General features: G+C 63.2%; 17 protein-coding genes. 5 read left to right on the top strand and 12 right to left on the bottom strand.

Going from position 1 to position 24,730, the window contains the following annotated elements; translation table 11 throughout:
- The first annotated feature begins 27 nt into the window (after positions 1–27).
- The 4 genes from BLU39_RS13200 (at position 28) to pepF (ending at position 4,275) form a co-directional block, all read left to right on the top strand.
- Positions 28–816: an SDR family oxidoreductase gene (locus BLU39_RS13200; RefSeq protein ID WP_092713603.1), complete on the top strand. Its 789-nt coding sequence runs from the start codon at positions 28–30 to the stop codon at positions 814–816.
- Between the two features lie 53 nt (positions 817–869).
- Positions 870–1,268 (top strand): dihydroneopterin aldolase, encoded by a 399-nt coding sequence (locus tag BLU39_RS13195; protein WP_092713601.1) that lies wholly within the window; start codon positions 870–872, stop codon positions 1,266–1,268.
- Between the two features lie 23 nt (positions 1,269–1,291).
- The gene (ttcA, locus tag BLU39_RS13190; RefSeq protein ID WP_092713671.1) at positions 1,292–2,227 is read left to right on the top strand and encodes a tRNA 2-thiocytidine(32) synthetase TtcA; all 936 of its coding nucleotides are present in this window, start codon (positions 1,292–1,294) and stop codon (positions 2,225–2,227) included.
- Between the two features lie 179 nt (positions 2,228–2,406).
- On the top strand, positions 2,407–4,275 hold the full coding sequence (gene pepF / locus BLU39_RS13185; protein WP_092713599.1) for an oligoendopeptidase F: 1,869 nt from the start codon (positions 2,407–2,409) through the stop codon (positions 4,273–4,275).
- 93 nt (positions 4,276–4,368) lie between these two features.
- On the opposite strand, the gene kefC is transcribed toward pepF, so the two are convergent.
- From kefC to hppD, 8 genes are all read right to left on the bottom strand, one after another.
- A complete protein-coding gene (kefC, locus tag BLU39_RS13180) occupies positions 4,369–6,183 on the bottom strand; it encodes a glutathione-regulated potassium-efflux system protein KefC (protein WP_092713597.1) in 1,815 nt (604 codons plus the stop codon).
- A gap of 62 nt (positions 6,184–6,245) precedes the next feature.
- Positions 6,246–6,824 carry a tyrosine-protein phosphatase gene (locus tag BLU39_RS13175; protein WP_254788964.1) on the bottom strand — a complete coding sequence of 193 codons (579 nt, stop codon included), beginning with the start codon at positions 6,822–6,824 and terminating at the stop codon, positions 6,246–6,248.
- A 10-nt stretch (positions 6,825–6,834) separates the two neighbouring features.
- Entirely contained in the window at positions 6,835–7,992 is a 1,158-nt protein-coding gene (locus tag BLU39_RS13170) for an MGDG synthase family glycosyltransferase (protein WP_175539284.1), read from the bottom strand.
- 98 nt (positions 7,993–8,090) lie between these two features.
- Positions 8,091–9,866, bottom strand: a complete 1,776-nt coding sequence (locus BLU39_RS13165; RefSeq protein WP_092713595.1) for a M14 family metallopeptidase — start codon at positions 9,864–9,866, stop codon at positions 8,091–8,093.
- A gap of 126 nt (positions 9,867–9,992) precedes the next feature.
- Positions 9,993–12,716, bottom strand: coding sequence for a TonB-dependent receptor plug domain-containing protein (locus BLU39_RS13160; RefSeq protein WP_092713593.1), 2,724 nt, complete (start codon positions 12,714–12,716; stop codon positions 9,993–9,995).
- Positions 12,717–12,879: 163 nt separating this feature from the next.
- Positions 12,880–14,388: a S41 family peptidase gene (locus tag BLU39_RS13155; protein ID WP_092713591.1), complete on the bottom strand. Its 1,509-nt coding sequence runs from the start codon at positions 14,386–14,388 to the stop codon at positions 12,880–12,882.
- Positions 14,389–14,512: 124 nt separating this feature from the next.
- Positions 14,513–18,109, bottom strand: a complete 3,597-nt coding sequence (locus BLU39_RS13150) for an indolepyruvate ferredoxin oxidoreductase family protein (RefSeq protein ID WP_092713589.1) — start codon at positions 18,107–18,109, stop codon at positions 14,513–14,515.
- A 300-nt stretch (positions 18,110–18,409) separates the two neighbouring features.
- Positions 18,410–19,537, bottom strand: a complete 1,128-nt coding sequence (gene hppD, locus BLU39_RS13145) for a 4-hydroxyphenylpyruvate dioxygenase (RefSeq protein WP_070313026.1) — start codon at positions 19,535–19,537, stop codon at positions 18,410–18,412.
- Between the two features lie 125 nt (positions 19,538–19,662).
- On the opposite strand from hppD, the gene BLU39_RS13140 reads away from it, so the two are divergent.
- Positions 19,663–20,193, top strand: a complete 531-nt coding sequence (locus BLU39_RS13140) for an Lrp/AsnC family transcriptional regulator (protein WP_092713587.1) — start codon at positions 19,663–19,665, stop codon at positions 20,191–20,193.
- Here the strand turns inward: BLU39_RS13140 and BLU39_RS13135 are convergent.
- From BLU39_RS13135 to BLU39_RS13120, 4 genes are read right to left on the bottom strand one after another with little or no spacing between them, the layout of a single operon-like run.
- Positions 20,185–20,895 carry a GNAT family N-acetyltransferase gene (locus BLU39_RS13135; RefSeq protein WP_092713585.1) on the bottom strand — a complete coding sequence of 237 codons (711 nt, stop codon included), beginning with the start codon at positions 20,893–20,895 and terminating at the stop codon, positions 20,185–20,187. The two genes, BLU39_RS13140 and BLU39_RS13135, sit on opposite strands and share 9 nt — an antisense overlap.
- The gene (locus BLU39_RS13130; RefSeq protein WP_092713583.1) at positions 20,892–22,004 is read right to left on the bottom strand and encodes a tRNA nucleotidyltransferase/poly(A) polymerase-related protein; all 1,113 of its coding nucleotides are present in this window, start codon (positions 22,002–22,004) and stop codon (positions 20,892–20,894) included. The genes BLU39_RS13135 and BLU39_RS13130 overlap by 4 nt, the downstream gene beginning before the upstream one ends.
- Before the next feature lie 12 nt (positions 22,005–22,016).
- On the bottom strand, positions 22,017–22,733 hold the full coding sequence (locus BLU39_RS13125; RefSeq protein WP_092713581.1) for a glutathione S-transferase family protein: 717 nt from the start codon (positions 22,731–22,733) through the stop codon (positions 22,017–22,019).
- 12 nt (positions 22,734–22,745) lie between these two features.
- Entirely contained in the window at positions 22,746–24,701 is a 1,956-nt protein-coding gene (locus BLU39_RS13120; RefSeq protein WP_254788965.1) for a lytic transglycosylase domain-containing protein, read from the bottom strand.
- Positions 24,702–24,730: the final 29 nt, after the last annotated feature.

The following is a 24,730-nucleotide window of genomic DNA, read 5'->3' as shown; positions in this document are numbered from 1 at the left end:
ACCGAATATCTCAACCATAGCGAAGACATGACAGAAGCAACGACAACGCCATTCGACAGCACTCCCCGCGTCGCCCTCGTCACGGGCGCCGCGCGCCGCATCGGCCGCGCCATCGCGCTGGGCCTGGCGCGCGACGGCTGGGATATCGCCGTCCATTACCGCGACTCGCGCGAGGAAGCGCAGAGCCTGGTGGCGGAAATCATCGCGCTGGGCCGCCACGCGCACGCATTCCCCTGCGACCTGGCGCAGGAAGACGCCGTGCGCCAGCTATTGCCGCAGGTGCAGGCGGCGCTGGGGCCAGTGACTTGCGTGGTCAACAACGCATCGTTGTTTGCATACGACAATGCCGGCGATTTTTCCGTCGCCGCGCTCGACGCCCACATGCACGCCAACCTGGCCGCCCCCATCCTGCTGGCGCAAGCGCTGTACCAGGCCACCCCGGCAGGCGGCCAGGCCGTGGTCATCAACTTGCTGGACCAAAAACTGTACAATCTCAATCCTGATTTTTTGTCGTACACCCTGTCCAAGGCGGCGCTGCTGTCGGCGACCACCATGCTGGCCCAGGCGCTGGCGCCGAAAGTGCGCGTGGTGGGCATCGCCCCCGGCATCACCATGGTTTCCGGCGAGCAGACGGAAGCGAACTTTGCCAAGGCGCATGAAAACACGCCGCTGGGCCGCTCCAGCACGCCCGAGGATGTGGCCGACAGCGTCTGTTACGTGGCCGGCGCGCGCGCGCTGACGGGCACGACCCTGCTGGTCGATGGCGGCCAGCATCTGATCGGTTTGCCGCGCGACGTCATGTTTTTGACCAAATAATCAGCAGCCACACCAAACAACCAGCATTCCAGCATCCCCTAAAAGGTAAAACTATGTCGTCCGCCCTGTCCCACCCTCGCCTGGCCGATTGCCGCCGGCTGTTCCTGCGCAATTACGAAGTCCTCATCAACATCGGTGTCTACGACTTCGAGAAAAAGGGCGAGCAGCGCGTCCTCATCAACGTCGACCTGTACATTCCCCTGGCCCTGTCGACGCCGAAGGATGACCAGCTGGAAGAGGTGGTCGACTACGACTTCATGCGCGAAACCATCGCCAGGCGCATGGCCCAAGGCCATGTGCAGCTGCAGGAAAGCCTCGTCGACGACGTGCTCGCCGCCATGCTGGCGCACCCGCGCGTGCGCGCCGCGCGCGTGTCGTCGATGAAACCGGACGTGTATCCCGACTGCGAAGGCGTGGGCGTGGAAGTATTCAAGATCAAGGATGAAGTATGAGCAATATGAACGATACCGCAGTCATGGAAACCGCCGTGGAAATTCCGGCCAACGTGGAAGCGCAGAAACTGGCGCGCAAGAAGGCGGAAAAGATCGCCCTGGAAAACAACAAGCTGCACAAGCGCCTGTGCCGCCTGGTGGGCCAGGCCATCGGCGACTTCAACATGATCGAAGAGGGCGACAAGGTGATGGTGTGCCTGTCCGGCGGCAAGGATAGCTATGCGCTGCTGGACATTTTGATGACCTTGCGCGAACGCGCGCCGATTCACTTCGATATCGTCGCCGTCAACCTGGACCAGAAGCAGCCGAACTTTCCGCCGGAAATCCTGCCCGCCTACCTGACGGAACTGGGCGTGGCTTTCCACATCGAAAACCAGGATACCTACAGCATCGTCAAGCGTTTGATCCCGGAAGGCAAGACGACGTGTTCGCTGTGCTCGCGCCTGCGCCGCGGCATCCTGTACCGCGTGGCCGACGAGCTGGGCGCCAACAAGATCGCCCTGGGCCACCACCGCGACGACATCCTGGAAACGTTCTTCCTGAATATGTTCTTCGGCGGCAAACTGAAAGGCATGCCGGCCAAGCTGCAATCGGACGACGGCAAGCACATCGTCATCCGCCCGATGGCCTACGTGAAGGAAGAGGACACGCAGCGCTATGCGGAAGTGAAGGGCTTCCCCATCATTCCGTGCGACCTGTGCGGTTCGCAGGAAAACCTGCAGCGCAAGCAGATCAAGGGCCTGATGCGCGAATGGGACAAGAAATTCCCCGGCCGCGTGGAAAGCATCTTCTCGGCCCTGTCGAACGTGGCGCCGTCGCATTTGATGGACCCCAAACTGTTCGGTTTCAAGGACTTGAAGGCGGACGGCGTGGCCAACCCCATGGGCGACATCGCCTTCGACGAAGAGCCATGCTCGACGCCGACCACGTTCGGCACGATTCCGCTGCAGCCGCTGTAATCCTCCTGTTGCAAGCTCCTGTTGTTTCGCCGCCACCGCCCAGGTGGCGGCATCCCTCTCTTTCCCCCAGCGTCCATTTGATGTACCGTAGTCAGCTCTGCCGGTACGCGATGTGTCACGCGCGCATTCCTGCCCGGCGGTCAGCACGCATTCTTCCGACAACCTCACTGGAATGAACCATGACGCCATCCGCGCTCAAGCGCCCCCTGCTGTTCTCACTGCTGGCCTTCAGCCTTGCCACCGCCTCTGCCGCCCCTGCGCCCACCGACCGCCAGGCCGACCGCTGGGATTTGACGGCGCTGTATCAAAACGACGCCGCGTTCGACGCCGACGCGAAAAAGCTGGCGGCCCAGCTGCAGCAACTGGGCGCCTGCAAGGGGCAATTGGGCACCCGCCTGAAAGGCTGCCTGGACCTGTACGCCGATGCGCGCAAGCGCGTCAACACGCTGACCACCTATGCGGCGCAGTATTACGACCAGGATACGGGCGACAGCAAGGGCAACCAGCTGAACCAGCGCGCCGCCCTGCTGGGCAACGACTTCAGCCAGGCGACGACCTTTCTGCAGCCGGAAATCCTCGCCCTGGGCAGCAGGCGCATCGACGCCATGCTGGCGAAGGACAAGGGCTTGCAGCTGTACCGCTTTCAACTGAGTAACATGCTGCGCAGCGCGCCGCATACGCTCGACGCGGCCGGCGAACAGCTGGTGGCGCAGTTCGGCCTGGCGACTGGCTCGGCCGCCAGCGTCTACCGCACCCTGGCCAATGCGGAAATCCCGTGGCCAACAGTCAAATTATCGGACGGCAAGGAAGTACGCCTCGACCAGGCGGCCTATACCAAGTACCGCGACGACGACAATCGCGCGGACCGCAAGCTGGTATTCGACGCCTTCTTCGGCAAGTGGAAGGAATATGAACGCACGTTCGGCGAAACCCTGTACGGCCAGCTGAAGACGGACGCCGCGTATGCAAAAGTGCGCCGCTATGCCGACTCGCAAAGCGCCGCGCTCGACGCCGACCATTTGCCGCCGGCCGTCTACCAGACCCTGATCGCGCAAACCAACGCCAACCTGCCCACCCTGCACCGCTACTTCAAGCTGCGCGCGCGCATGCTGGGCGTCAAGGACCTGGCCTACTACGACATCTATGCGCCGCTGCTCAAAAGCGATCGCACGTTTCCGCTGGCCGAAGGCAAGCAGATGATGCTCGACTCCGCCGCGCCGCTGGGTCCCGACTACGTCAAGGCATTGAGCGCCGCGGTGGACGCGCGCTGGATGGATGTGTATCCGCGCCCGCGCAAGGTGGCGGGCGCCTACATGAATGGCGACGCGTACGACGTGCATCCGTTCGTGCTGCTCAATTACACGGACAATTACGAAGCCGTCAGCACCCTGACGCACGAATGGGGCCACGCGATGCACTCGGTGCTGGCCAACAAGGCGCAGCCGTCGATCTATGCGCCATACAGCATCTTCGTCGCGGAAATCGCTTCGACGACGAACGAGGCGCTGCTGCTCGACGCGCGCCTGAAGCAGGCCAAGGATGACGACGAACGCCTGCTGTACCTGGGCGCGGCGCTGGAAAACCTGCGCGGCACCTTCTTCCGCCAGGCCATGTTCGCCGAATTCGAGGCGGCCATCCACGGCAAGGTGGACCAGGGAGAATCGCTGACGGGCGAAGAGATCACGGCCATCTATGCCGGCATCCTCAAGCGCTACCACGGCGAAGCGCAAGGCGTCATGACCATCGATCCCGCCTACGCGCTGGAATGGGCCTACGTGCCGCATTTCTATCACGGCTTTTATGTGTTCCAGTACGCCACCTCGATCGCGGCGGCGCAGGATTTCGCGCAGCGCATCCTCGACAAGGAACCGGGCGCGCTGGCCGCCTACCTGAAGATGCTCGGTTCGGGCGGCTCGGCCTACCCGTACGATCTCGTGAAGGCGGCCGGCGTCGACCTGGCTTCGCCGAAACCCTACCAGGCGCTGGTGGCGCGCATGAACGGCATCATGGACCAGATCGAGGCGATTGAGAGTCGCCGGGGTAAATAAAGCTGAGGCCAACCGTAGGTCGGCTTAGCGCAAAGCGCGTAAGCCGACACCACCAATAACGCCAACAAGGTGTCGGATTACGCGGATTCACCGCTAATCCGACCTACCGTTTTCCACTTCCGCCGCCGCAAACGCCGCCGCATCGCTCTCGAACATGTCTTCCAGCTCCTCGCGCGCCTGGCGCGTGAGGGACATGACTTTTTGCTGGTCCTGGAAGTGCGGCGCCACTTCCAGCAAGGTTTTCAGGTTATGGCGGCCAAAGATGCCGGCCGCGCGCTGCGCCCGCTCCGCGCTGAAGCCCACCTGGCGCAAGGTCTGTTCGCCCAGCAGCAGGGCCGCCGCAAACGTCTCGCGCTCGATCAGGGTCACGCCCCGCTTCATCAATTCATAGTAATGCGTGACGTTGCGCGCACGCGCCAGTATCGTCAGTTCGGGCAGGCGCAGGCGCACGGCGTCGACCAGCGCCAGGCTGTCGTCCACGTTGTCGATGGCGATCACCAGCGCCTTCGCCTTTTCGATGCCGGCCGCCACCAATAAATCCACGCGCGTGGCGTCGCCATAAAACACTTTAAAACCGAACTTGCGCAGCAGCTCGATCTGATCCGGGTCGTGGTCGAGCACCGTCACGCCGATCTTGTTGGCCGCCAGCAGGCGGCCGATGATCTGGCCGAAGCGCCCAAAGCCGGCGATGACGATGGGATTGTCCTGCGCCTCGATATGATCGTCGGGACGGCGCTTCTTTTCGCCTTGCAGGCGCGGCGCGACAAATTTGTCATGCGCCAGCAGCAGCAAGGGCGTGGCCACCATCGACAGGGTCACCACCACGACGAGCAGCGCGGCCGTCTCCGGCGCAAACACGTGCGCGGCCTCGGCGGCGGCAAACACGACGAAGGCGAATTCGCCGCCCTGCGACAGCAGCAGCGCAAAGAACAGCTGCTGGCCGCGGGGAATGTCGACGAACTTCGACAGCAGGTACAGCAAGGCGATTTTCACCACCAGCAGCCCCGCCACCAGGGCCAGGATCAGCAAGGGCTGGGCGCGCAGCACGCCGAAATCGACGGACATGCCCACGGCGATGAAGAACAGGCCCAATAACAGGCCCTTGAACGGTTCCAGATCGCTGATCAGCTCATGCCGGTATTCGGAATCGGCCAGCAGCACGCCCGCCATGAAGGTACCCAGCGCCATCGACAGGCCCACCGATTCCATCAGCACGCAGATGGCGATCACCAGCAGCAGGGCGAAGGCCGTGAAGATTTCGCGCAAATCCGTCCTGGCGATGAAACGCAGGATGGGGTTCACGAGGAAACGCCCGCCGATCACCAGCGCCGCCAGCACGGCGGCCAGCTTGGCCACGCGCAGCCAGCCCGGCTCGCCGCTGTGCGTGACGAGGCCGCCCAGCAGCGGCACCAGCGCGATCATGGGAATGGCGGCGATATCCTGGAACAGCAGAATCGAAAAGCCGGCGGAACCGGCCGGCGTGCTCATCAATTTTCGTTCACCCAGGGTGGCCAGCACGATGGCCGTCGACGACAGCGACAGCCCCAGCGCCCCCACCAGCGCCGTGCGCCAGTCCACGCCGAAGGCCATGGCCACGGCGCACAGTCCCGCGCTGACGACGCCCACCTGCGCCCCGCCCCAGCCGAAGATGGGCCGGCGCAGCAGCCACAATCGCTTCGGTTCGAGCTCCAGGCCGATCAGGAACAGCAGCAGCACCACGCCGAATTCGGAAAAGCTGAGGATCACCTCGACATTCTTGATCAGGCCCAGGCCCCACGGTCCGATGACGACGCCGGCCACCAGGTAGCCCAGCACGGCGCCCATGCCCAGGCGCTTGGCCAGCGGCACCATGATGATGGCGGCGACCAGGTAAAACAGTATGTTGATGAGAAAGCTGTGGTGTTCCATGCGGATTCCGGAAAAACGTGATTGGAATCGCAATCATGCCTGAAGTGGCGCGCCAGCGGGGATCAGGGCTGCGGAGCGTCGATGCGCGCACGTATCTCGTCGACATTTACGCGTTTGAGGTAGCTTTCGATATTTTTCCACACGGCGTGATAGCCGTATCCGCCATTTTTCAGTTCGTCGATCGCCTTCTCGCGCGGCCAGCCCTGGTACAGCATGCGGTACATGGCGGCCATCATGCCCGTGCGGTCGGCGCCGTGCAGGCAATGCAGCAGCACGGGTCCCTGCTGCTCTGCCGCGCGGATGCTGCGCATGGTGTCGATCACGTGCTTGTCGCGGATGGCCCAGGTATTGATGGGGATGCGCACGGCGCGGATGCCGCTGCCTTCGAGTACCTGCGTGTCGGAATGGAAGGAGCGCAGGCTGATCACCGTCCTCACGCCCAGCGCCTGCAGCTGGGCCACGTCGCGACTATCGAGCCTGGCGCTGCGGTACAGAACGGGGGTGACCTGGTGCAGGTTCGACACCTGCGGCAGCGGCGTGGCCCAGTCCGCGTGGCGTTCCGGCGTTGCCGCCGTCTGCGCGCCGGCTGGCGCGGCGGCCAGCCCCAGGGCGAGAATCAAAAGTACTTCATGCAGCATCATGGCTTCCTTGTTAACGAAGAACGGCACCAGTGCGCAGCACCTGCCCCAGTACGTCCAGGGCGGCGCGCGGGCGGCCCAGGGCCAGCGCCTTGGCGCGCATGGCTTGCAACTGCCCGGGATGATCGAGCAACAGGCGCACGCGGTATTCCAGGGTGACGGCATCGAATGCCTTCAGGGCCACGCCCTGCTCCAGCAGGTAGTCGGCATTGCGCTCTTCCTGGCCGGGAATCGGCGAGTTGACGATCATCGGCAAGCCCAGGGCCAGGCATTCGGACGTGGTCAGGCCACCGGGCTTGGTGATCACCAGATCGGCGCACGCCATCAGGCGCTCGACTTCGCCGGTAAAGCCTTGCGCCAGCAGGCGGCCCGGATACTGGCCGGCCAGCGCCTGCAGCGCCGCCAGCGCGGCGGCGTTTTTCCCCGCCAGCACGATCAGTTGGAAGTCGCCTGGCAGCGCCAGCAGGCGCGCGGCCACCGTCTCGAGGCTGCCCAGGCCCGCTCCGCCGCCCATCAGCAAGATCGTCGTGCGCCGCGGGTCGAGGCCAAACGCCTGCGCGCTTTGCACGCGTCCGGGCGCTTGCGCGAACGCGGGCATGATGGGAATGCCCGTCACGTGGATACGCTCGGCGGGGATGCCTTCGTGGCGCATGCGGAATGCCACTTCGTCGGTGGCGGCGAAATAGCCTTGCATGTGTTCGTGCACCCACATGCGATGCAGGTCGAAATCGGTGACCTGCACCCACACGGGGCAAGCCAATTGCCGCTGGCGCAGTGCGCGCGACAGCAGTTCGGCCGGCAGGAAATGCGTGCAGATGATGGCATCCGGCTGGAAGGCGGCGATCCGCGTCATCAGCGCGCGCGTATTGAGGCGCTCGACGCCGCGGCGCAATCGCTGCATCGAGCTATCCTTGGGCGCGTCATGGGTGGCATGGTACAGATAGCCCCACAGCGCGGGCGCCTTGTTGACCAGCTTGATATAAAAATCCGTGTACAGCTTGCGGAAGGCGGGCGTCACAAAATCCATCACGTCGAGATGCAGGGCCAGCGCCGCAGGACCTGCGCCGTCATCGCGCGCCGCATGCGCCTCGATGGCTTGCGCCGCACGCATGTGGCCGGCGCCGGCCGAGACGCTCAGGAGGAGAATTTTTTTCGGTGTTTGCTGCGGCATGCGCTGGTGCTCCAATGGAAGCCGGGTTGGGGAAGCTGGCACAATATCATTGTGCCGCACCGCGCACTTTACAAATGCACAAGGCCGCGCGGCTTGTCTTACTTCAGTACCGGCGCGACATCCGTGCGCAGCACCGGATACAGGTTCAGGCGCTCATCCCAGGAAGCGTGGCGGCGGGCGAAGAATTCCAGGCGCGCGGCCGGGTCTCTGGCGAACGCGGGATCGCTGGCCAGCTTTTCGTGGAACTGCGCCGCCAGCGCCGGGTCGGCCGCCAGCTGTGCGCGCGCCACGTCTTCGGCCACGTATTCTTCCATGTACTCCTTGCGCTCGAAGGCCGTATTGAAACTGCCCCAGGCCAGCAGGGAATCGGGCGCGCGCGGCTCGAGCAGGGCCACGACGAGGCGCGCCTTGGCCTGGTTGACGGGCACGTACAGCGCGCCCGCAGCGACCACGCGCTCCTCTTTCTGCCAGTCGCCCTGCACGGCCGCCGTCTGGCGTCCCTCGAACGACTGCGCGCCGAATTTCACGGCCGTGGCGCGGAAGGTTTCGACCGGCAGCCTGCCCGGCGCGGTAGCTAATACCTGGTAGGACACGCCATGCTGGCGCAGCTTGGCCGCCACCATCTGCGCCTGCGCGGCCGGTACCAGGTAGCCGGCCTTGGGCGCGGCCTGCTGCAGGTCGGGCACGATCTCGTCGCGCAGGGGTACGTTCCAGATCTGTGGGGTGGTTTCGTCGTAGCGCGTCATCAGCGCGCCCGACACCTCGGACGGCGTGCGCGTGTAGGCATAGCCGCGAAACGCGATCATGCGGCTCTTGTCCGTCGTTTTATACGTGAGCGGCAAGGTGGTGCCGGCCAGCTGCGCGGCGCGCGCGTCCGCCTCGAGCGCCGTTTGCCGCCACTGGGCGCCATGCTGCGCCACCTGCGACAGCAGCGAGACGATGGTGTTGCGCGTGATGCGCACGCGGGTCGGATAATCCTTCCACGAATGGGTTTCCACCAGCATGCCGAAGCGGTTGCGCAGCTGGAAATAGCCATGCGAGAAGCGCGGATTCGGCGCCGAATCGACGAAGCCCGATTGCGGATTGTCGTTCTCGGCAAACGAAATATAGAACGGCTTCGGGTCCGAACCTTGCTTGGCCAGGTCGGCCAGGACCTGATCGCGCAGCGCCGTGCCAGCCACGCGCAAGGCCGCGTCGCCCGCATGCACGGGTTCAACCTGGATCGAGATATCGGGTTCGAACTGGGCGCCATCGGTGACGTGCAGGTCGACATAGGCCAGCGGATCCCAGGCGTTCACCAGCGCCAGCATGTGCTGCATCTCGGGCGTATCGGCCTTCATGTATTCACGGTTCAGATTGTAGTTTTGCGCCGTGCTGCGCCAGCCCATTTCCACGGGACCGCGCTGGTTCGGACGGTTCCACTGGCCGAAGCGTTCATGGCCGTCGACGTTAAACACGGGCACGAACAGCAGCACCTGCTTGTCGAGCGCACCGGGCGCCGCCTTGCCCTCCAATACTTCGCGCAGCGCGAGGAAGCCCGCATCCTTGCCATCGATTTCGCCCGCATGGATGCCGCCCTGCACCAGCAGCACGGGCAGCTTGCGGCGCGCCGCTTCGGCCGGCGTCAGGGCGCCCGTATTGGAGACGGCCAGCGCCAGCATGGGACGGTTTTCCGGCGTGCGCCCGAATTCAATACAGCGCACCTGCTTCGGATAGCGCGATTGGAACTGGCGGCACAAGGCTTCCACTTCCGCATAACGGCCCGTCTGCAAAAAGCCGGAGCGTTCGGCCACCGTGCTCAACGGCGAGGCGGCGTACGCAGGCAAGGCAATGGTGGACAACAAGGTGGCGGACAGCAGGGCGTGGCGTAGCATGGGTCAAACTCCATCGAGAGAGAACAAGCGGGCAATTATAGGGCGGTGGCGCGCGTAAAACCGCACCGGAAAATAAAAAAGCCGGGACAGCGTTGGCTGTCCCGGCTGTGCTTCGGCAAACGTGAATTACGAGCCGAAATGGTAGTTAAATTCGACCCAGCCCTGGCGGCCTTGCGGGCTGTAATTACCGACCGGGTAGTACGGCCAGCCACCGCTGTTGTCGCGCTTGACCGTATCGAGGACGTTGTTGATGATCAGCGACAGGGTGGCGCGGTCGTTGATGCGGTACACGGTACTGATGTTGGCCAGGGCCGTCGGCGTCAGGTAGGCCGTGCCGGCAGCGTTCGGGATCTTGCCGTAACGGGTCACCAGCAGGGTATTCGACCAGTCGCCTGCGCTCCAGTTGACGCTCAGGTTCAGCTTGTCGGGCCAGTCCGTGCTGCTCAGGTCCTTCAGCTCGTCGATCTCTTCGTCGCCCGCGAACTGCTGCGATTTCTTGCTCAGCACCTTGGCGTAGTTGGCCTTGAAGGCGAAGCGGCCGTAGTCCGTCGTGCGCAGCAGATATTTCAGGCTGACATCGACGCCGCTGGTGCTTTTCTTGGCCGCGTTGATCGGGTTGACCGTAATGGTCTTGATTTCGCCGGCACGGTTCAGCGCATTGGCCGCAAAGCGTTCCACGCGGTTCAGGGTGTCGACGCAGGTCGGCGAGTTGATGTCGGTCTTGCCCAGACGGCAATCGGCTTCGTCGCGCAATATCTTGTCGGCGCTCAGGTTGGTCACCAGGTCGTCGATCTTGATGTTCCAGTAATCAACGGAAACGTCGAAATTGGAACTTGGCGACCAGACGGCGCCCACGCCGAACGACTTGCCCTTCTCCGACTGCAGATCCTTGCTGCCGTTCTGCACATAGTCGGCGCCCGGCGATTTGTTCGCGTAGTCGCAGTCCTCGATGGCCTGTCCGGCGACGCCGCAGCGGTAGTAGTCGGTGGTGCTCGAATAGTAGCCCGTGCCGCGCGCCTTGTAGATGTAGTTCATGTCCGGCGCGCGGAAGCTGGTGGCGTAATTGGCGCGGAACAGCAGTTCGCGCGTCGGACGCAGTTCCAGGCCGCCGTTGTAGGTGAACTTGCCATCGCTGCGGCCGGCAAAGTTATAGCGGTCATAACGGCCGGCCAGGGTACCGGTCAGCTTCTCGTGCAGCGGCAGGTTGATCTCGGCGCCCAGCGCGTAGCGCGTGCGCGTGCCGGCCGTGACGTCGGACCTGGTGGCGACGTTGAAATAACCGTCGTTCAGGCGCGCATCGGGCACGTTGCTGAAGCCCTGCTTACCCGCCTCGGCGATGGTGGCGATCTTCGCCACGCCGGCCGGCAGCTGAAACAGGTCGCCGTTGGTGGCCAGGCTCAGGGTATTCGTCCAGGCCTTGTCGTCGCTGTCCGAATTGCCCGTGATGCTGTCGAACTCGGCGGCGCTCAAGCGGCGCGACAGGCGCGCGGGGTCCGGTGCATAAATGGGTACGCCACTCGCGTCCGCGCCCAGTTTCGGGCCCAGGAAGAAGCTGTCGATATTGGCCAGCGCGCGCGGCGTATGACTTTCGCTCTTGTACAGCGACGCGTTGTAGTTCGCTTCATACTGCCACGACGACGTGCCGGGAATGCGGCCCTTGGCGCCCAGCGAGATGGCCGTGGCCAGGTCGTCCCACTTGCGGTTGTAGCGCGATACGCCGCCCATTTCCTCGGGCGAGATATAGCGCGTCCATGCCTCATACTTGCCCGTGTTCTGGTTCTTGAAATAGCTGCTGCCCGTCGATGACGACGTCCACGTCGGGCCACGCGTATTGTTCTCTGTCGAGTTCTTGCCGATCAGGAAGTCGGCGAACAGGGTCGTTTCCGGCGACAGCTCGTAATTGGCGCTGCCAAACACGTTCTGGCTGCGGTTCTTCGTTTGCGTGGTCCAGTAGGTCGGGCCCACTTTCGGGCTGGCGCAATAGCTGCCGTTCTTCGCCTGGTATTTGACGACGCTGCCGCCGAACAGGTCGCCGAACTGGCTGCAAGTGTCGCCCAGGTCCACGTAGGTGCCGGAGGTGCCCGCCTGCACCGCGCGGCGCGAGGCGATGTTCGTCGGCGTACCCGAACGGGTGGACATGAAGTTACGCTCCAGGCTCGACAGCGGATCGCGCTGGCTCAGCTCCACGCTGAACAGGGTATGCAGCTTGTCGAAATTGCCGCCGCCCGTCAGCTGCACGCGCTGGTTGCCGCCACCACCACGCGTGGTGGTGCCCGCCTTGACGTTGACGTCAAAGCCTTCCGTCTGTTTTTTCAGGATGACGTTGATCACGCCGGCGATCGCGTCGGAGCCATAGATGGCCGAAGCGCCGCCGTTGAGGATTTCGATGCGGTCGACGATGCTCGACGGGATATTCGCCAGGTTGGTGAAGTTCACCGTGCCTTCATAGGCGACGGGGAAGTCGGCCAGGCGGCGGCCGTTCAACAGGATCAAGGTGTGGTTCGGGCCCAGGCCGCGCAGGCTGATGGTATTGGCCGATGGCGTGAACGTGTTGCCAAAGTCTTCGCCTTGCGTAAAACCGCTGTTCTGCACCTGGTTGCTCAGGGCATCATAGACGTTCTTATAGCCTTGCTTGGTGATTTCATCGCCGGTCAGGATGGTGACGGGCGACGGTCCCTCCAGGCTGGCGCGGGGAATCCGCGAACCGGTGACCACGACGGCTGGCGGGGTGGCCGCCGGCTGCTGATCCGCTGCGGGCGCTTGCGTTTGCGCGTGCGCCTGCCATGCGGAACCGCCCAGGATGGCCAGTACGGCTATGGTGAGCGGTGGTAACTTGAATTGTATAGGCATCTTTGCGCTTCTCAAGGTTAGGGAGAAGGCGAAAGATATCAAGATGCCAGCAATTACAGAACGAATGGATTCATCTTTCTATATACCAAAATTGTTATATAGAAAGATTTTGAGCAGGAAAACGCCATGGGCCATGGACAGGCCCATGGCAGAAGCATGCGCTTTACGGATGAATGATGGCAATTTCCTTGTAGGCCGGGCGCAGCAGCCGCGCGGCCGTGTCGGCCGGACTCTCCATCGAACTCAACAGCCTGATCGCCCCCGTCGCCGGCGTGCAGCTGCCGCTGCTGCGGTAGCGCAGCGCCGCGGCCAGCATGCCTTCGTCCGGATCGCCCAGCTGGTGCTGGTAATCGTCCGTCACGTCGCAGGTCGGCGCCATGCCATCGGCAAAGTCGCCGTAGCCCTTGGCATTGACGCCCTGGAACTGCACGGCGAAATACGTGGTACCGCAGTTCGGCGTGGGATAGAAACCATAGGGCTTGCCGCACGTCGTGCCGCCGATCAGGTTGACCTGCACGTCCACGCCGCGCAAGCCGTTGATGATGGCTTCGCTGGCCGAGCAGGTATTACCCGTGGTCAGCAAAGTCACGCGCTTGAGGCCCAGCGAGGGCAACAGCGTCCCCTTGGGCAGGGGATTCGGCCCGGCAAAGCCCTGGCTTTGCGCATGGAATGGCACGGGCGCTTCCGGCCGCGTCTTGTCATTGGCCAGCACCTGCTCGAAGGTCTTGCCGGCAGTAATTTGCGGACCAGCAATCATGTAGGCGAGCTCGCTGGCGACGTCGAGGTAGCCGCCGCCGTTGTAGCGCACGTCGAGCACCAGATCGCTGATGCCGGCCGCCTGGAAGCGGCGCATGGTCTCGACCAGCTGGCGTTCGGCCACATTGTTGTGCGTGTTGAAGGTCAGGTAGCCCACCTTGCCCGTGGGCGTGTCGATGATGCGCTCGTTTTGCACGGCGCTGGTGTTCACTTCCACCGCCTGCAGGCGCGCGGAGATGGGTGTCCCGTTGCGGCTGAACGCCAGCGTGTGCGTGCCTTGCGCTTGCGGGAACAAGCCATCGTTGATGATATTCACGCTGGCAGCGTCAGGGGCATTGACGAAATCGACGCCATCGACCGCTTGCAGCTCGTCGCCGCGCCGCAAGCCCGCCAGTGCCGCCGGCGAGCCCGGCTCGACGATCGTGACCACGGCCTTGCGCGGCGGCGTGGTGCGCGTCAGCGCCAGCAGCATGCCGTAGCCCAGCTCCACGCCATTGAGCGAGGCTTCCCATTCGGCCGTCGTGTAGGTGAAATGAAACTGGTCCTTCGGCTTGCCGGACGCCGTCGTGGCCGTTGTTTTGAGCACATCGAAATACGCCTTGGCCGTGGCAAAGCTTTGCGGCAGGTAGGTGGTCGGCACTTCGCGGTACCACAGATACGTTTCATCGACCCAGCTGCGCACCCACGTCTGCTCATCGAGCAGGGTACCCGGCTTGTCGATGCTGCTGCCGCTGCGCGGCGCCTCGCAGCGGTTCGCGACCGTGGACGAAGCGACCAGCGTCGTGGGTCCGGCCGGCCCGGTTGGCGTCACGGGCGTCACGACGGGCGCGCTGTCGCTGCTGCCGCCGCCTCCGCCGCAGGCACTCAACATCAAGACGAGGGGAACGGCGAGGGAACAAAGGCGCAGGGAATGCATGAGAAACTTTCCATAAAGAAATTATCGAAAAATTATAATGCGTTTTGCAGGCAAGCGTTGTTTTCTTTGACACAAAAAAAATGGCGCCCGCAGGCGCCATTGCTACAGCGTGGAGTTCAGCCCATCACGCCACGGTGGCCGCCACGGGCGCCGCCACGACGGGCGGCAGCGGCGTCGGCGCGTTGAAGGCGATCAGCAGACTCGCTTCCTTCTCTTTCGCCGCCTTCAAATGCCGCTCCTTCACGTGGCCATAGCCGCGGATGTCTTCCGGGATGCTGGCGATGGCCACGGCTTGCGCCAGCTTGGCCGTCGTCAGTTTCGGCAGCAAGCCCCCCACCGTCGCGCGGTACTCAAGAATCAGCGCGCGCTCCATCTTGCGCTCGGCCGTATGGCCGAACACGTCAAACGCGGTGCCGCGCAAGCCCTTGAACTTGGCCAGCACGCCGAACGCCTTCAGCATCCACGGGCCGTATTCCTTCTTGATCAGATGGCCCTGGGCATCCGTTTTTGCCATGATGGGCGGCGCCAGGTGGAACTTGAGCTTGATGTCGCCTTCGAACATGGCGGCGATCTTCGCCTGGAAGGCGCCGTCCGTGTACAGGCGCGCCACTTCGTACTCATCCTTGTAGGCCATCAGCTTGTAGAAGTAGCGGGCCACGGCTTCCGTCAGGCGCAGGTGCGGGCCATTCAGGGCGCTTTCGGCGGCGCGCACCTGGCCGACGAAATCGATGTACTGCTGCGCATACGCGCGGTCCTGGTAAGCCGTCAGCAGGGCCACCCGTTTTTCGATGATGTCGTCGAGCGTGTCGATGCGCTTGAATTCCACCACTTTCGCCGGTGTCGTCATGCGTATCAGGCTGGCCGCGTCATGCGCACCGGCGCGGCCCCAGTTGAAGGCCGCCTTGTTGAACGCCACCGAGACGTTGTTCAAGTCGATGGCCTTCATGATGGCAGCTTCCGACAGCGGCACTTTGCCCTTTTGCCAGGCGTAGCCGAGCATGAACATGTTCGTCGCGATCGAGTCGCCCATCAGCGCCGTGGCGATCTGGCCCGCGTCGATGAAGTCCACGTGGTCGTTGCCGCAGGCCTTTTCGATTTCCATGCGCGCGGAAGCCCCTGGGAATTGCCAGTCCGGGTTTTTCACGAAGGCCGCCGTCGACGAGCTGGTCGAGTTGATCATGGCCCAGCTGCGGCCTTCTCCCATGCGCGAGAGGGCGTCGCGGCTGGCCGTGACGATCAGGTCGCAGCCGATCACGAGATCGGCCGCACCCGTGCCGACGCGCGTCGAGTGGATATCTTCCTGGCGGTCCGCCAGGCGCACGTGCGACATCACGGGGCCGCCCTTTTGCGCCAGGCCGCTCATGTCCAGCACGGAACAGCCCTTGCCTTCCACGTGGGCCGCCATGGCCAGGATCTGGCCGACGGTGACGACACCCGTGCCGCCGATGCCGGTGACCAGGATGCCGAATGGCTCGGCCGTCGAAGGAATCTGCGGCGTCGGCAAGGCTGGCGCGGCTGGCGCATCCTTGTCGGCGGCAGCAGCCTTTTTCGGCTTTTTCAAGCCGCCGCCTTCCACCGTCACGAAACTGGGGCAGAAGCCCGTCGTGCACGAAAAATCCTTGTTGCAGGACGACTGGTTGATCTGGCGCTTGCGTCCCAGTTCCGTTTCCAGCGGTTCCACGGACAGGCAGTTCGATTGCACGGAGCAGTCGCCGCAGCCTTCGCAGACGGCTTCGTTGATGACGGCGCGCTTGGCCGGGTCCGGGTATTCATTGCGTTTCCGGCGGCGGCGTTTTTCCGAGGCGCAGGTCTGGTCGTAGATCATGGCCGACACGCCCGGCATGTCGCGCAGTTCGCGCTGCACGTCCATCAGTTCCGAACGGTGGCGCACGGTGACGCCTTCCGCCCAGGCGTAATCGTCCGGGTATTTTTCCGGTTCGTCGGTGACGACGATGATGGGACCGACGCCTTCGGCGGCGATCTGGCGAGAGATAATGGCTGGCGATAGCGGACCGTCGAATTCCTGGCCGCCCGTCATGGCCACCGCATCGTTGAACAGGATTTTATAAGTGATGTTCACCTTGGCCGAGACGGCCGCGCGGATGGCCAGGATGCCCGAGTGGAAATACGTGCCGTCGCCCAGGTTGGTAAACACGTGCTTTTCATTCGTGAACGGCGCCTGCCCCACCCAGGTGACGCCTTCGGCGCCCATGTGGGTAAACGTCGACGTTTCGCGGTCCATCCACAGCACCATGTAGTGGCAGCCGATGCCGGCCAGCGCGCGCGAGCCTTCCGGCACTTTGGTGGAACTGTTGTGCGGGCAGCCGGAGCAGAAGAACGGCGTGCGGTCTTTCTGCGGATCGGGCTTCACGCTGATGGCCTTGAGGACGTTTTCCTTCGCTTCCAGGTAGGCGATGCGTTCCTTCACGCGCTGCTCGACCGGGTGGCCCGCGTAGTAGCGCGAAATGCGGCTGGCAATGGCGCGCGCGATCATGGCCGGGTTCAGCTCATACGTGGCCGGCAGCAGCCAGTCGCCGTGTCCGGTGCCCTTCTGGTTGCTCCATTCGCCCGTGTCGTCGAACTTGCCGACCACGCGCGGACGCTCGCCATCCTTCAGGTTGTACAGTTCTTCCTTCAGCGCGTATTCGAGGATCTGGCGCTTTTCTTCCACCACGAGGATTTCGTCGAGGCCCTTGGCAAATTCATGCACGCCGTCCGCTTCCAGCGGCCAGGTCATGCCGATCTTGTACAGGCGGATGCCGATGTCGGACGCCGTCTGCTCGTCGATGCCCAGGTCGGCCAGCGCCTGGCGCGTGTCCAGGTACGATTTGCCGGCCGTGATGATGCCGATGCGCGCCTTCGGGCTATCCCAGATGATCTTATTGAGCTTGTTGGCACGCGCATAGGCCAGCGCCGCATACCATTTGTAGCTGTTCATGCGTACTTCTTGTTCCAGCACCGTGTCGGGCCAGCGGATGTTCAAGCCGCCGGCCGGCATCTCGAAGTCGGTCGGCAGCACGATCTGTACGCGATCCGGGTCGAAGTCGACGGCGGCGCCCGACTCGATGATGTCGGTCACGCATTTCATCGACACCCACAGGCCCGTGTAGCGGCTCATGGCCCACGCATGCAAGCCGTAGTCGATGTATTCCTGCACCGACGACGGATACAGCACGGGAATGCCGCAGGCGTTCAGGATATGGTCGGACTGGTGGGCCGTGGACGAGGATTTGGCCGCATGGTCGTCGCCGGCCAGCACCAGCACGCCGCCGTGCTTGGCGGAACCGGCGTTATTGGCGTGCTTGAAAACGTCGCCGCAACGGTCGACGCCGGGGCCCTTGCCGTACCACATGCCGAACACGCCGTCGTATTTCGCGTCTTCGAACAAGTTCGTTTGCTGCGTGCCCCAGACGGCCGTGGCGGCCAGGTCTTCGTTCAGGCCCGGATGGAATTTGACATGGTGTTCATCGAGATATTTTTTTGCCTTGATCGCCGTCATGTCGACGGACGTCACAGGCGAACCGCGGTAGCCGGTGATGTAGCCGGCCGTATTCAGGCCCGCCTTCAGGTCGCGCTCGCGCTGCAGCATGGGCAGGCGGATCAGCGCTTGCGTGCCCGTCATGAAGGCGCGGCCACGCTCGAGCGTGTATTTGTCGTTCAGGGAAATCTCGGACGCGTGCGCGCCCGGCTCAAGACTCGAGCCCTTGATAGCTGCATTCATTACTTGTCTCCATTATTCTCTGTGCTACGCGTGCAAAGTCGGTTGAACTCACACGTACCGGCCGCGCTTTGTGAGCAATGCCGGTGCGGAAAAATGACTTGTTTGTCGTAGACTACCACAGGAAGGCGCACAGTTCTTTGCTGCACTGCACTCCCGTGTTTGTGCTTTTTGCTGCTTTTTAGTGCTTCTTTTTGCGGGCATGTCGGCTTACGCCATCCTGGCTAACCCGACCTACATTACTGGCCCCAGCTGTAGGTCGGATTAGCGCAGCGTAATCCGACATTCCGGGCATGAGTCGCCTTACGCCGCGTTCGTATCTTTCAGCACGCCGCGCTTGATCTGGTCCAGCTCGATCGACTCGAACAGGGCGCGGAAATTGCCTTCGCCGAAGCCCTGGTCGCCCTTGCGCTGGATGATCTCGAAGAAGATCGGGCCGATCACCGTCTGCGTGAAGATTTGCAGCAGCAGTTCGCGTTCGTTTTCCGTGCTGTGGCCATCGATCAGGATGCGCAAGCGGCGCAGTTCTTCCAGCTGCTCGCCATGGTTCGGCAGGCGGCGGTTGACCAGCTCATAGTAAGTTTCAATCGTATCCTGGAAATCGATACCCGTATCGCGCATGCCTTGCACGGACGCGTAGATATTGTCCGTGCCCAGGGCGATGTGCTGGATGCCTTCGCCATGGTACTGGTCCAGGTATTCGGCGATCTGCGACTTGTCGTCCGACGATTCATTGATCGGGATGCGGATCTTGCCGCACGGCGAAGTCATGGCCTTCGACTTGAGGCCCGTCAGCTTGCCTTCGATGTCGAAGTAGCGCACTTCGCGGAAGTTGAACAGGTTTTCATAGAAGCTTGCCCATTCCTTCATGCGGCCACGGTGCACATTGTGCGTCAGGTGGTCGATATAGGTCAGGCCATGGCCGACGGGGTTGGCGACGGCGCCGGGAATGGCGACGAAATCGACGTCATAGATGCTGATGTCGCCGATGCCGCCGGGTGCGGCCGCGTCCGGCTTGTCGGCGCCCTTGCCGCGCCAGCGGTCGACGAAGTACAGCAAGGAATCGCCCACGCCCTTGATGGCGGGAATGTTCAGCTCCATCGGGCCCGTTTTATTGTCGAAACCCCAGGCGCCCAGTTCCAGCGCGCGGCGGTAGACGAAGGCGGCGTCATCGACACGGATGGCGATGGCGCACACGGACGGGCCGTGATGGCGGGCAAAACGCTGCGCGAACGAATCTTGTTCGGCATTGATGATGAAATTGATGTCGCCCTGACGGTACAGGGTCACATCCTTGTGGCGGTGGCGCGCGATGGCCGTGAATCCCATGTTCTCGAACAGCTTGCCCAATGCTTTTGGGTCTGGTGCTGCATACTCGACGAACTCGAAACCATCGGTACCCATCGGGTTATCCCAAGGCTGAAATTGCATGATGTCTCCTCCAAGAAGTAGCGCACAGTATAGGCGCGGGTCACGGGCATTAAATGCCAAAGATCTCCCGAACAATCATGATTTGCGCAATAATATTGCGTGAAACACGAACCACCGGAGGAAGCATGAGCAAAATTACGCTGGATAAAACGGATCGCAAGATCCTCTCCGTCCTGCAGGCCGATGGCCGCCTGTCGAATCAGGACGTGGCCGAGCAGGTCAGCCTGTCGCCGTCGCCATGCTTGCGCCGCGTCAAACGGCTGGAAGAAGCGGGCGTGATCCGCCAGTACGTGGCCCTGCTGGACCCGGAAAAGATCGGCCTGGGCTTGCTCGCCTACGTCAACGTGCGGCTGGAAAAGCACAGCGACGCCACCGCCCATGCCCACAGCACGGCAAGAGTACTGGCGCCGAATCTGGTGACGAACACGTCGCCGCGCGCCGACTTCGCCGTGGCGGTGGCGCAATGGCCGGAAGTGGTGGCCTGTTATGCGATGACGGGCGAGATGGATTATCTGCTGCGCGTGCACGTGGAAGACATGGAGCACTTTTCACGCTTCATGATGGCGACCCTGCTGCGCCACCCGGCCGTGCTGGACGTGAAATCGAGCTTTGCCTTGCAGCGCATCAAGGATACGACGGCCCTGCCCTTATTGTGACGGCGGTGACGGCGGCCCGGGCTTCTTCTTGCGGCCCGGCAAGCGCTCGAACAACTTGCTGGCGGCGCGCGCATTCGCCTTGAACGTGTAGTCGAACATGGCGAACTGCTCCTGCACGGCTTCCTGCAGCATGCTGCCCGGATTCGGCGGCAACAATTTCAAGTAAGCATCGGCTTCGCCATAGTCGCGCTGGATTTCCATGCCCGCCTTCTTGGCGATATGCATCATCGTCTTGTTGGACGACAAGCAATGCATGTACAGGGTATCGACGTCGTTGTTACGGCAGTGAATTGCCGCCCGCTCGAACAATTTCGAGCCCACGCCCATGCCGCGCATGGATTTCGACACGGACACGCCAAACTCGGCCACCTGCTCCTTGTCCGTCACGACGCTTTTCGCCGGCGACTTGTCCTTCGGCGCGAACGCCAGATGCCCCACGCCCACCAGCTTGAACAGGCTGTTATAGACGCCGTAGACCATGTCGCGCGAAAAATCCATCTTGTGCACGTACTGGGCGACGAGCTCATCGGGCAAGGCGCTGCCGAAGCGCAGCAGGCGGTCGCTTTTCTCGAGCGACAGGAAGTGCTTCATCATGCGGCGCCGGTCGCGCTCATGCAATTGCTTGACGAGCACGGTCGGGCGCCCGCCGCTACGGCTGAGCCAGCGGCGAAACGGGTTCTGGAATAATTTGGGCAGGGTCATGGCAGCTCCGTGCCGCTGATCGCATTTGTGACGGCCTCGACCCGCGCCGCGTGGATGAGCTCGGGAATGTGCTTCGGTTCGTGTGCGCAAGCTTGTGCCAGCGCGCCCGCATCGACGCCGCGCACGGCGGCCAGCATCGCTTGCAGCCAGGCCGACTGCGGGAACGCAGTATCCTGGGCATGCACGTCGCAGGCGATGGCGTCCAGCATCTGCACGAAGCGCTGCGGCTTGCGCAGTCCATCGCAGCGTTCGCACAAGCGCACCAGTTCCTCGGCGCTCAAGGCCAGCGCACCGGCAACGGCAGCCTGCTCGCGCGCCGCCATCACGGCCAGCTCGCGGCAATCGTTGGGCACGCGCAGGCGCTCGCTGAGCGCGTTGATCTGCCCAAGCGGCACGGCCAACATCAGCACGGCAAAGCGCACGCACAGGTCGTGGCCGGCACTGGCGGCATGATCGATCACCTGCAGCAAATGTTCGTTGATTGTCAGTTCCGGCAGGATGCGTTCCAGCGCGCCGCATTCCTGCAGCACCGTCAGCATGCGCGACGGACGCGCCTCCATCAGCCCCTTGGCCACTTCCTGCCACACGCGCTCGGCCACCAGGGCGTCGACTTCGCCGTCCAGCACCATTTGACGCATGAGGGCCATGGTGGCGGGCGCCACCGTAAAAGTATCGAAGCGGGCGGCAAAGCGGGCCAGGCGCAGGATGCGCACGGGGTCTTCGCCGAACGCGTCGGAAACGTGGCGAAACACTTTGTTCTGGATATCCTCGATGCCGCCGAACGGGTCCGTCAGGCTGCCGTCCTCGGCTTGCGCGATGGCGTTGATGGTCAGATCGCGGCGCACCAGGTCTTCTTCGAGGGTGACGTCGGGCGCCGTGTGGAAGACAAAGCCCCGGTAGCCGGGGGCCGTCTTGCGTTCCGTACGGGCCAGCGCGTACTCTTCCTGCGTCTTCGGGTGCAGGAAGACGGGGAAATCCTTGCCGACGGGCCGGAAGCCCCGGCGCAGCATGTCTTCCGGCGTGGCGCCGACGACGACGTGGTCGTGGTCTTTCACGGGCAGGCCCAGCAGTTGGTCGCGCACCGCGCCACCGACCGTGTATATCTTCATAACACTCTTTTCTTAGTCAGGCAGTTCCGCGTCGTGCTTGGGCGCCGTTTCCGTTTCCGCCAGCGCTTCCGCGATCCAGCGGGCGACGGCCGGGTGCGCCTGCACGCGCTCGCAATACGCGTTCAGCGCCGGCGCCAGGCTCACGCCATAGGTGCGGAAACGCATGACGACGGGGGTGAAATACGCGTCGGCGATGGAAAAGTCGCCAAACAGGAACTGGTGGTGGCCAAAGCGCGATAAACACTCTTCCCAGATTTCGCTGATGCGGCCGATGTCGGCCTGCGCGGCGGCCGTGCGGCCCCGGCCCGGCAATTTCGCCTTGATATTCATCGACATGTCCGTGCGCAAGCCCGTGAAACCGGAATGCATTTCCGCGCAGACACAGCGCGCCATGGCGCGCGCGGCCACGTCTTGCGGCCACATGTGCTTATCGGGAAACTGCTCGGCCAGGTATTCGCAGATGGCCAGGCTGTCCCAGATCGTGATCTCGCCCGCCAGCAGCACGGGCACGCGGCCGCTGGCCGAATACGCGGCAATTTTGGTGGCCGTGTCGCCCTGGTCGAGCAGCACGCGCACTTCCTGGAACGGGATACCGAAGGCCGTCATGGCCACCCATGGACGCATCGACCACGACGAGTAATTCTTGTTGCCAATGATGAGGGTCAGGCCCGGCTCGCGGGCGGCAGCCAGGGTTTGCGTCAGGCTGGGATCAAGGATGGTCGTTTGCATGGTCGGGTAGCTTTAGTTGGATGATGGCAAATCGGCAGAAACAGCGCTGTTTTTCGGTCCCACGGTACCCAGGCGCGCCTTCAGCGACTGCGGGCTCTTCTCGAACAGGGCCGCGTAATACGTGGCGTTGGCCATCACGTTTTTCACGTAGCCGCGCGTTTCCGTATATGGAATCGTTTCAGCGAAGACGGCGCCTTCCAGCGGACGGGTCATGGTGGCGCGCCAGATGCGCAAGCGCCCCGGTCCCGCGTTGTAGGCGGCGCTGGCCAGCACTTGCGAACCGTCAAGGCCGCCAAGCACCATGTTCAGGTAGTTCGTGCCCAGCAAGACGTTGGTGCGCACGTCGCTTAAGGTTTCCGTGACGAAATCGGTGAGGCCGATCTTCTTGGCGACATAACGGGCCGTCGACGGCATCACCTGCATCAGGCCGGACGCGCCCACGTGCGACTGGGCATCCATGATGAAGCGCGATTCCTGGCGGATCAGGCCATACACCCAGGCTTTGTCGAGACCCAGGGTTTGCGTGGCCGGGTGCATGACGTCGTCGTGCGGCGTCGGGTAGCGCTGCGTATAGTCCACTTCCAGGCGCGTGCGGTCCGAGGTGTTGACCATGCGGTCGAGCACATTGTTCTGGCGCGCAAATTCCGCGGCCGCCAGATGCTGGCGGTCCGTCATCGAACGCAATTCCCAGTTCCATTCGCGCGTGCCTTCGAAGCGCAAGCGCATGTTAAAAAATTTCAAGGCCCGCTGCAGACCCGGATTGGCGGCCATGGCGGCGATTTCCGCCGGCGTGATGGGCTGGCCCGGCGGCGGCAGCACCAGGTGGTTGCCCAGTTCTTCATTGGCCAGCAAACCATAGAAATTCGATTGATCGCTGATCGTGCGGTACAGGGCGTCCGCCTGCGCGTTCGGACGGCCCGGCGTTTCCGCCTGCTGCGCGCGCGCCAGCCAGTACACCCAGGTAGGATCGGTGCGCAGGGAGGCCGGCATGGCCTGGATGCTGGACTTCACCACAGGCCAGTTACCTTCGCGCAAGGCGATACGCGCCTTCCATTGCATCTGTTCCAGGGTCAGCGGCGCACCATTAGTCTTTTGCCAATATTCGAACGCTTCCGGCGCCAGCGCATACGACGCTTGCAGCGCCAGGCTGGCCCAGCCGATGGCCTGTTCCTGCGCCGTCAGCTGCGCACTGGCCTTTTGCAAGGCGACGACGCCCAGTTTCAAGGTGCTTTTCGCCATGCGGCCAACGGCCACCAGATACATCTCGTGGTCGGCACGGCTGGCGCCCGCGCCCTTGGCCAGCACCAGCGCCGGCAAGTCGATCGCTTGCGCCATCTTCGCGTCGGAGGCGCCCAGCAGCAGCGCGATGCGGCGCGCCGGGCCCGTGGCGTTGGTCTGGCCCGCCAGGCGGATCTGCGCCCACAGGTCGTTCGTGTCGAACTGGCCGTTTTGCGCCAATGCCGCGATCAGGCTGCCACACGCTTCGCCATAGCCGGGCGGCGACACCAGCAGGTTGCGCGCCTCGGCGGCCACGTTCTGGCCCTTGGCCGCGCGCGACATCAGCGCGTAGCACTTGAGCTGGGTATCGTCGTCGAGGGCGAATTGCGGATATTGCTCATCGAACACGACCCAGTCGCGCTTGCGGCCCAGTTCCAGCAGCCAGTCGTTGCGGAAACGGTCGGCGATGGCGCTGCCCTTGTAGCGGTTCAGGTAATCGCGAAATTGCGCCTCGGTCAGCAGTTTGATACGCGGTTTCAGCCGATAATAGTCAACATATGATGGAATCTGGTAATTCGTCAGGCGCCCCGCATAAAAGTCGGCTTTTTCGACGTCATCCTTGCGCGCGGCGTCGCGCAGCAGCAGGAAGGCATCGTCCTCGCTGCGCGTGTCGGGAGCGGCTGGGGATATGGTGGTGGAAACCTGGGCCAGGGCGGCCAGAGGAGACAAGGCCGATGCAACACACAGCATCGTGCCGGCAATCCATTTCAGTGGGGAAA

This window comes from Janthinobacterium sp. OK676 (assembly GCF_900103595.1).
In the GTDB taxonomy this organism is placed as follows: domain Bacteria; phylum Pseudomonadota; class Gammaproteobacteria; order Burkholderiales; family Burkholderiaceae_D; genus Janthinobacterium.
Note: the sequence above shows the minus strand (reverse complement) of the source record. Positions and strands in the feature narration are given on the sequence as shown.

Bases quoted from the DNA above. Each gene is read 5' to 3' on its own strand.
- BLU39_RS13135 (WP_092713585.1), bottom strand. From the start codon at position 20,895: ATGACCCTGCCCAAATTATTCCAGAACCCGTTTCGCCGCTGGCTCAGC.
- pepF (WP_092713599.1), top strand. From the start codon at position 2,407: ATGACGCCATCCGCGCTCAAGCGCCCCCTGCTGTTCTCACTGCTGGCC.
- BLU39_RS13200 (WP_092713603.1), top strand. From the start codon at position 28: ATGACAGAAGCAACGACAACGCCATTCGACAGCACTCCCCGCGTCGCC.
- ttcA (WP_092713671.1), top strand. From the start codon at position 1,292: ATGGAAACCGCCGTGGAAATTCCGGCCAACGTGGAAGCGCAGAAACTG.
- BLU39_RS13175 (WP_254788964.1), bottom strand. From the start codon at position 6,824: ATGATGCTGCATGAAGTACTTTTGATTCTCGCCCTGGGGCTGGCCGCC.
- kefC (WP_092713597.1), bottom strand. From the start codon at position 6,183: ATGGAACACCACAGCTTTCTCATCAACATACTGTTTTACCTGGTCGCC.
- BLU39_RS13150 (WP_092713589.1), bottom strand. From the start codon at position 18,109: ATGAATGCAGCTATCAAGGGCTCGAGTCTTGAGCCGGGCGCGCACGCG.
- BLU39_RS13155 (WP_092713591.1), bottom strand. From the start codon at position 14,388: ATGCATTCCCTGCGCCTTTGTTCCCTCGCCGTTCCCCTCGTCTTGATG.
- hppD (WP_070313026.1), bottom strand. From the start codon at position 19,537: ATGCAATTTCAGCCTTGGGATAACCCGATGGGTACCGATGGTTTCGAG.
- BLU39_RS13125 (WP_092713581.1), bottom strand. From the start codon at position 22,733: ATGCAAACGACCATCCTTGATCCCAGCCTGACGCAAACCCTGGCTGCC.
- BLU39_RS13165 (WP_092713595.1), bottom strand. From the start codon at position 9,866: ATGCTACGCCACGCCCTGCTGTCCGCCACCTTGTTGTCCACCATTGCC.
- BLU39_RS13120 (WP_254788965.1), bottom strand. From the start codon at position 24,701: ATGCTGTGTGTTGCATCGGCCTTGTCTCCTCTGGCCGCCCTGGCCCAG.
- BLU39_RS13170 (WP_175539284.1), bottom strand. From the start codon at position 7,992: ATGCCGCAGCAAACACCGAAAAAAATTCTCCTCCTGAGCGTCTCGGCC.
- BLU39_RS13130 (WP_092713583.1), bottom strand. From the start codon at position 22,004: ATGAAGATATACACGGTCGGTGGCGCGGTGCGCGACCAACTGCTGGGC.
- BLU39_RS13140 (WP_092713587.1), top strand. From the start codon at position 19,663: ATGAGCAAAATTACGCTGGATAAAACGGATCGCAAGATCCTCTCCGTC.
- BLU39_RS13160 (WP_092713593.1), bottom strand. From the start codon at position 12,716: ATGCCTATACAATTCAAGTTACCACCGCTCACCATAGCCGTACTGGCC.
- BLU39_RS13195 (WP_092713601.1), top strand. From the start codon at position 870: ATGTCGTCCGCCCTGTCCCACCCTCGCCTGGCCGATTGCCGCCGGCTG.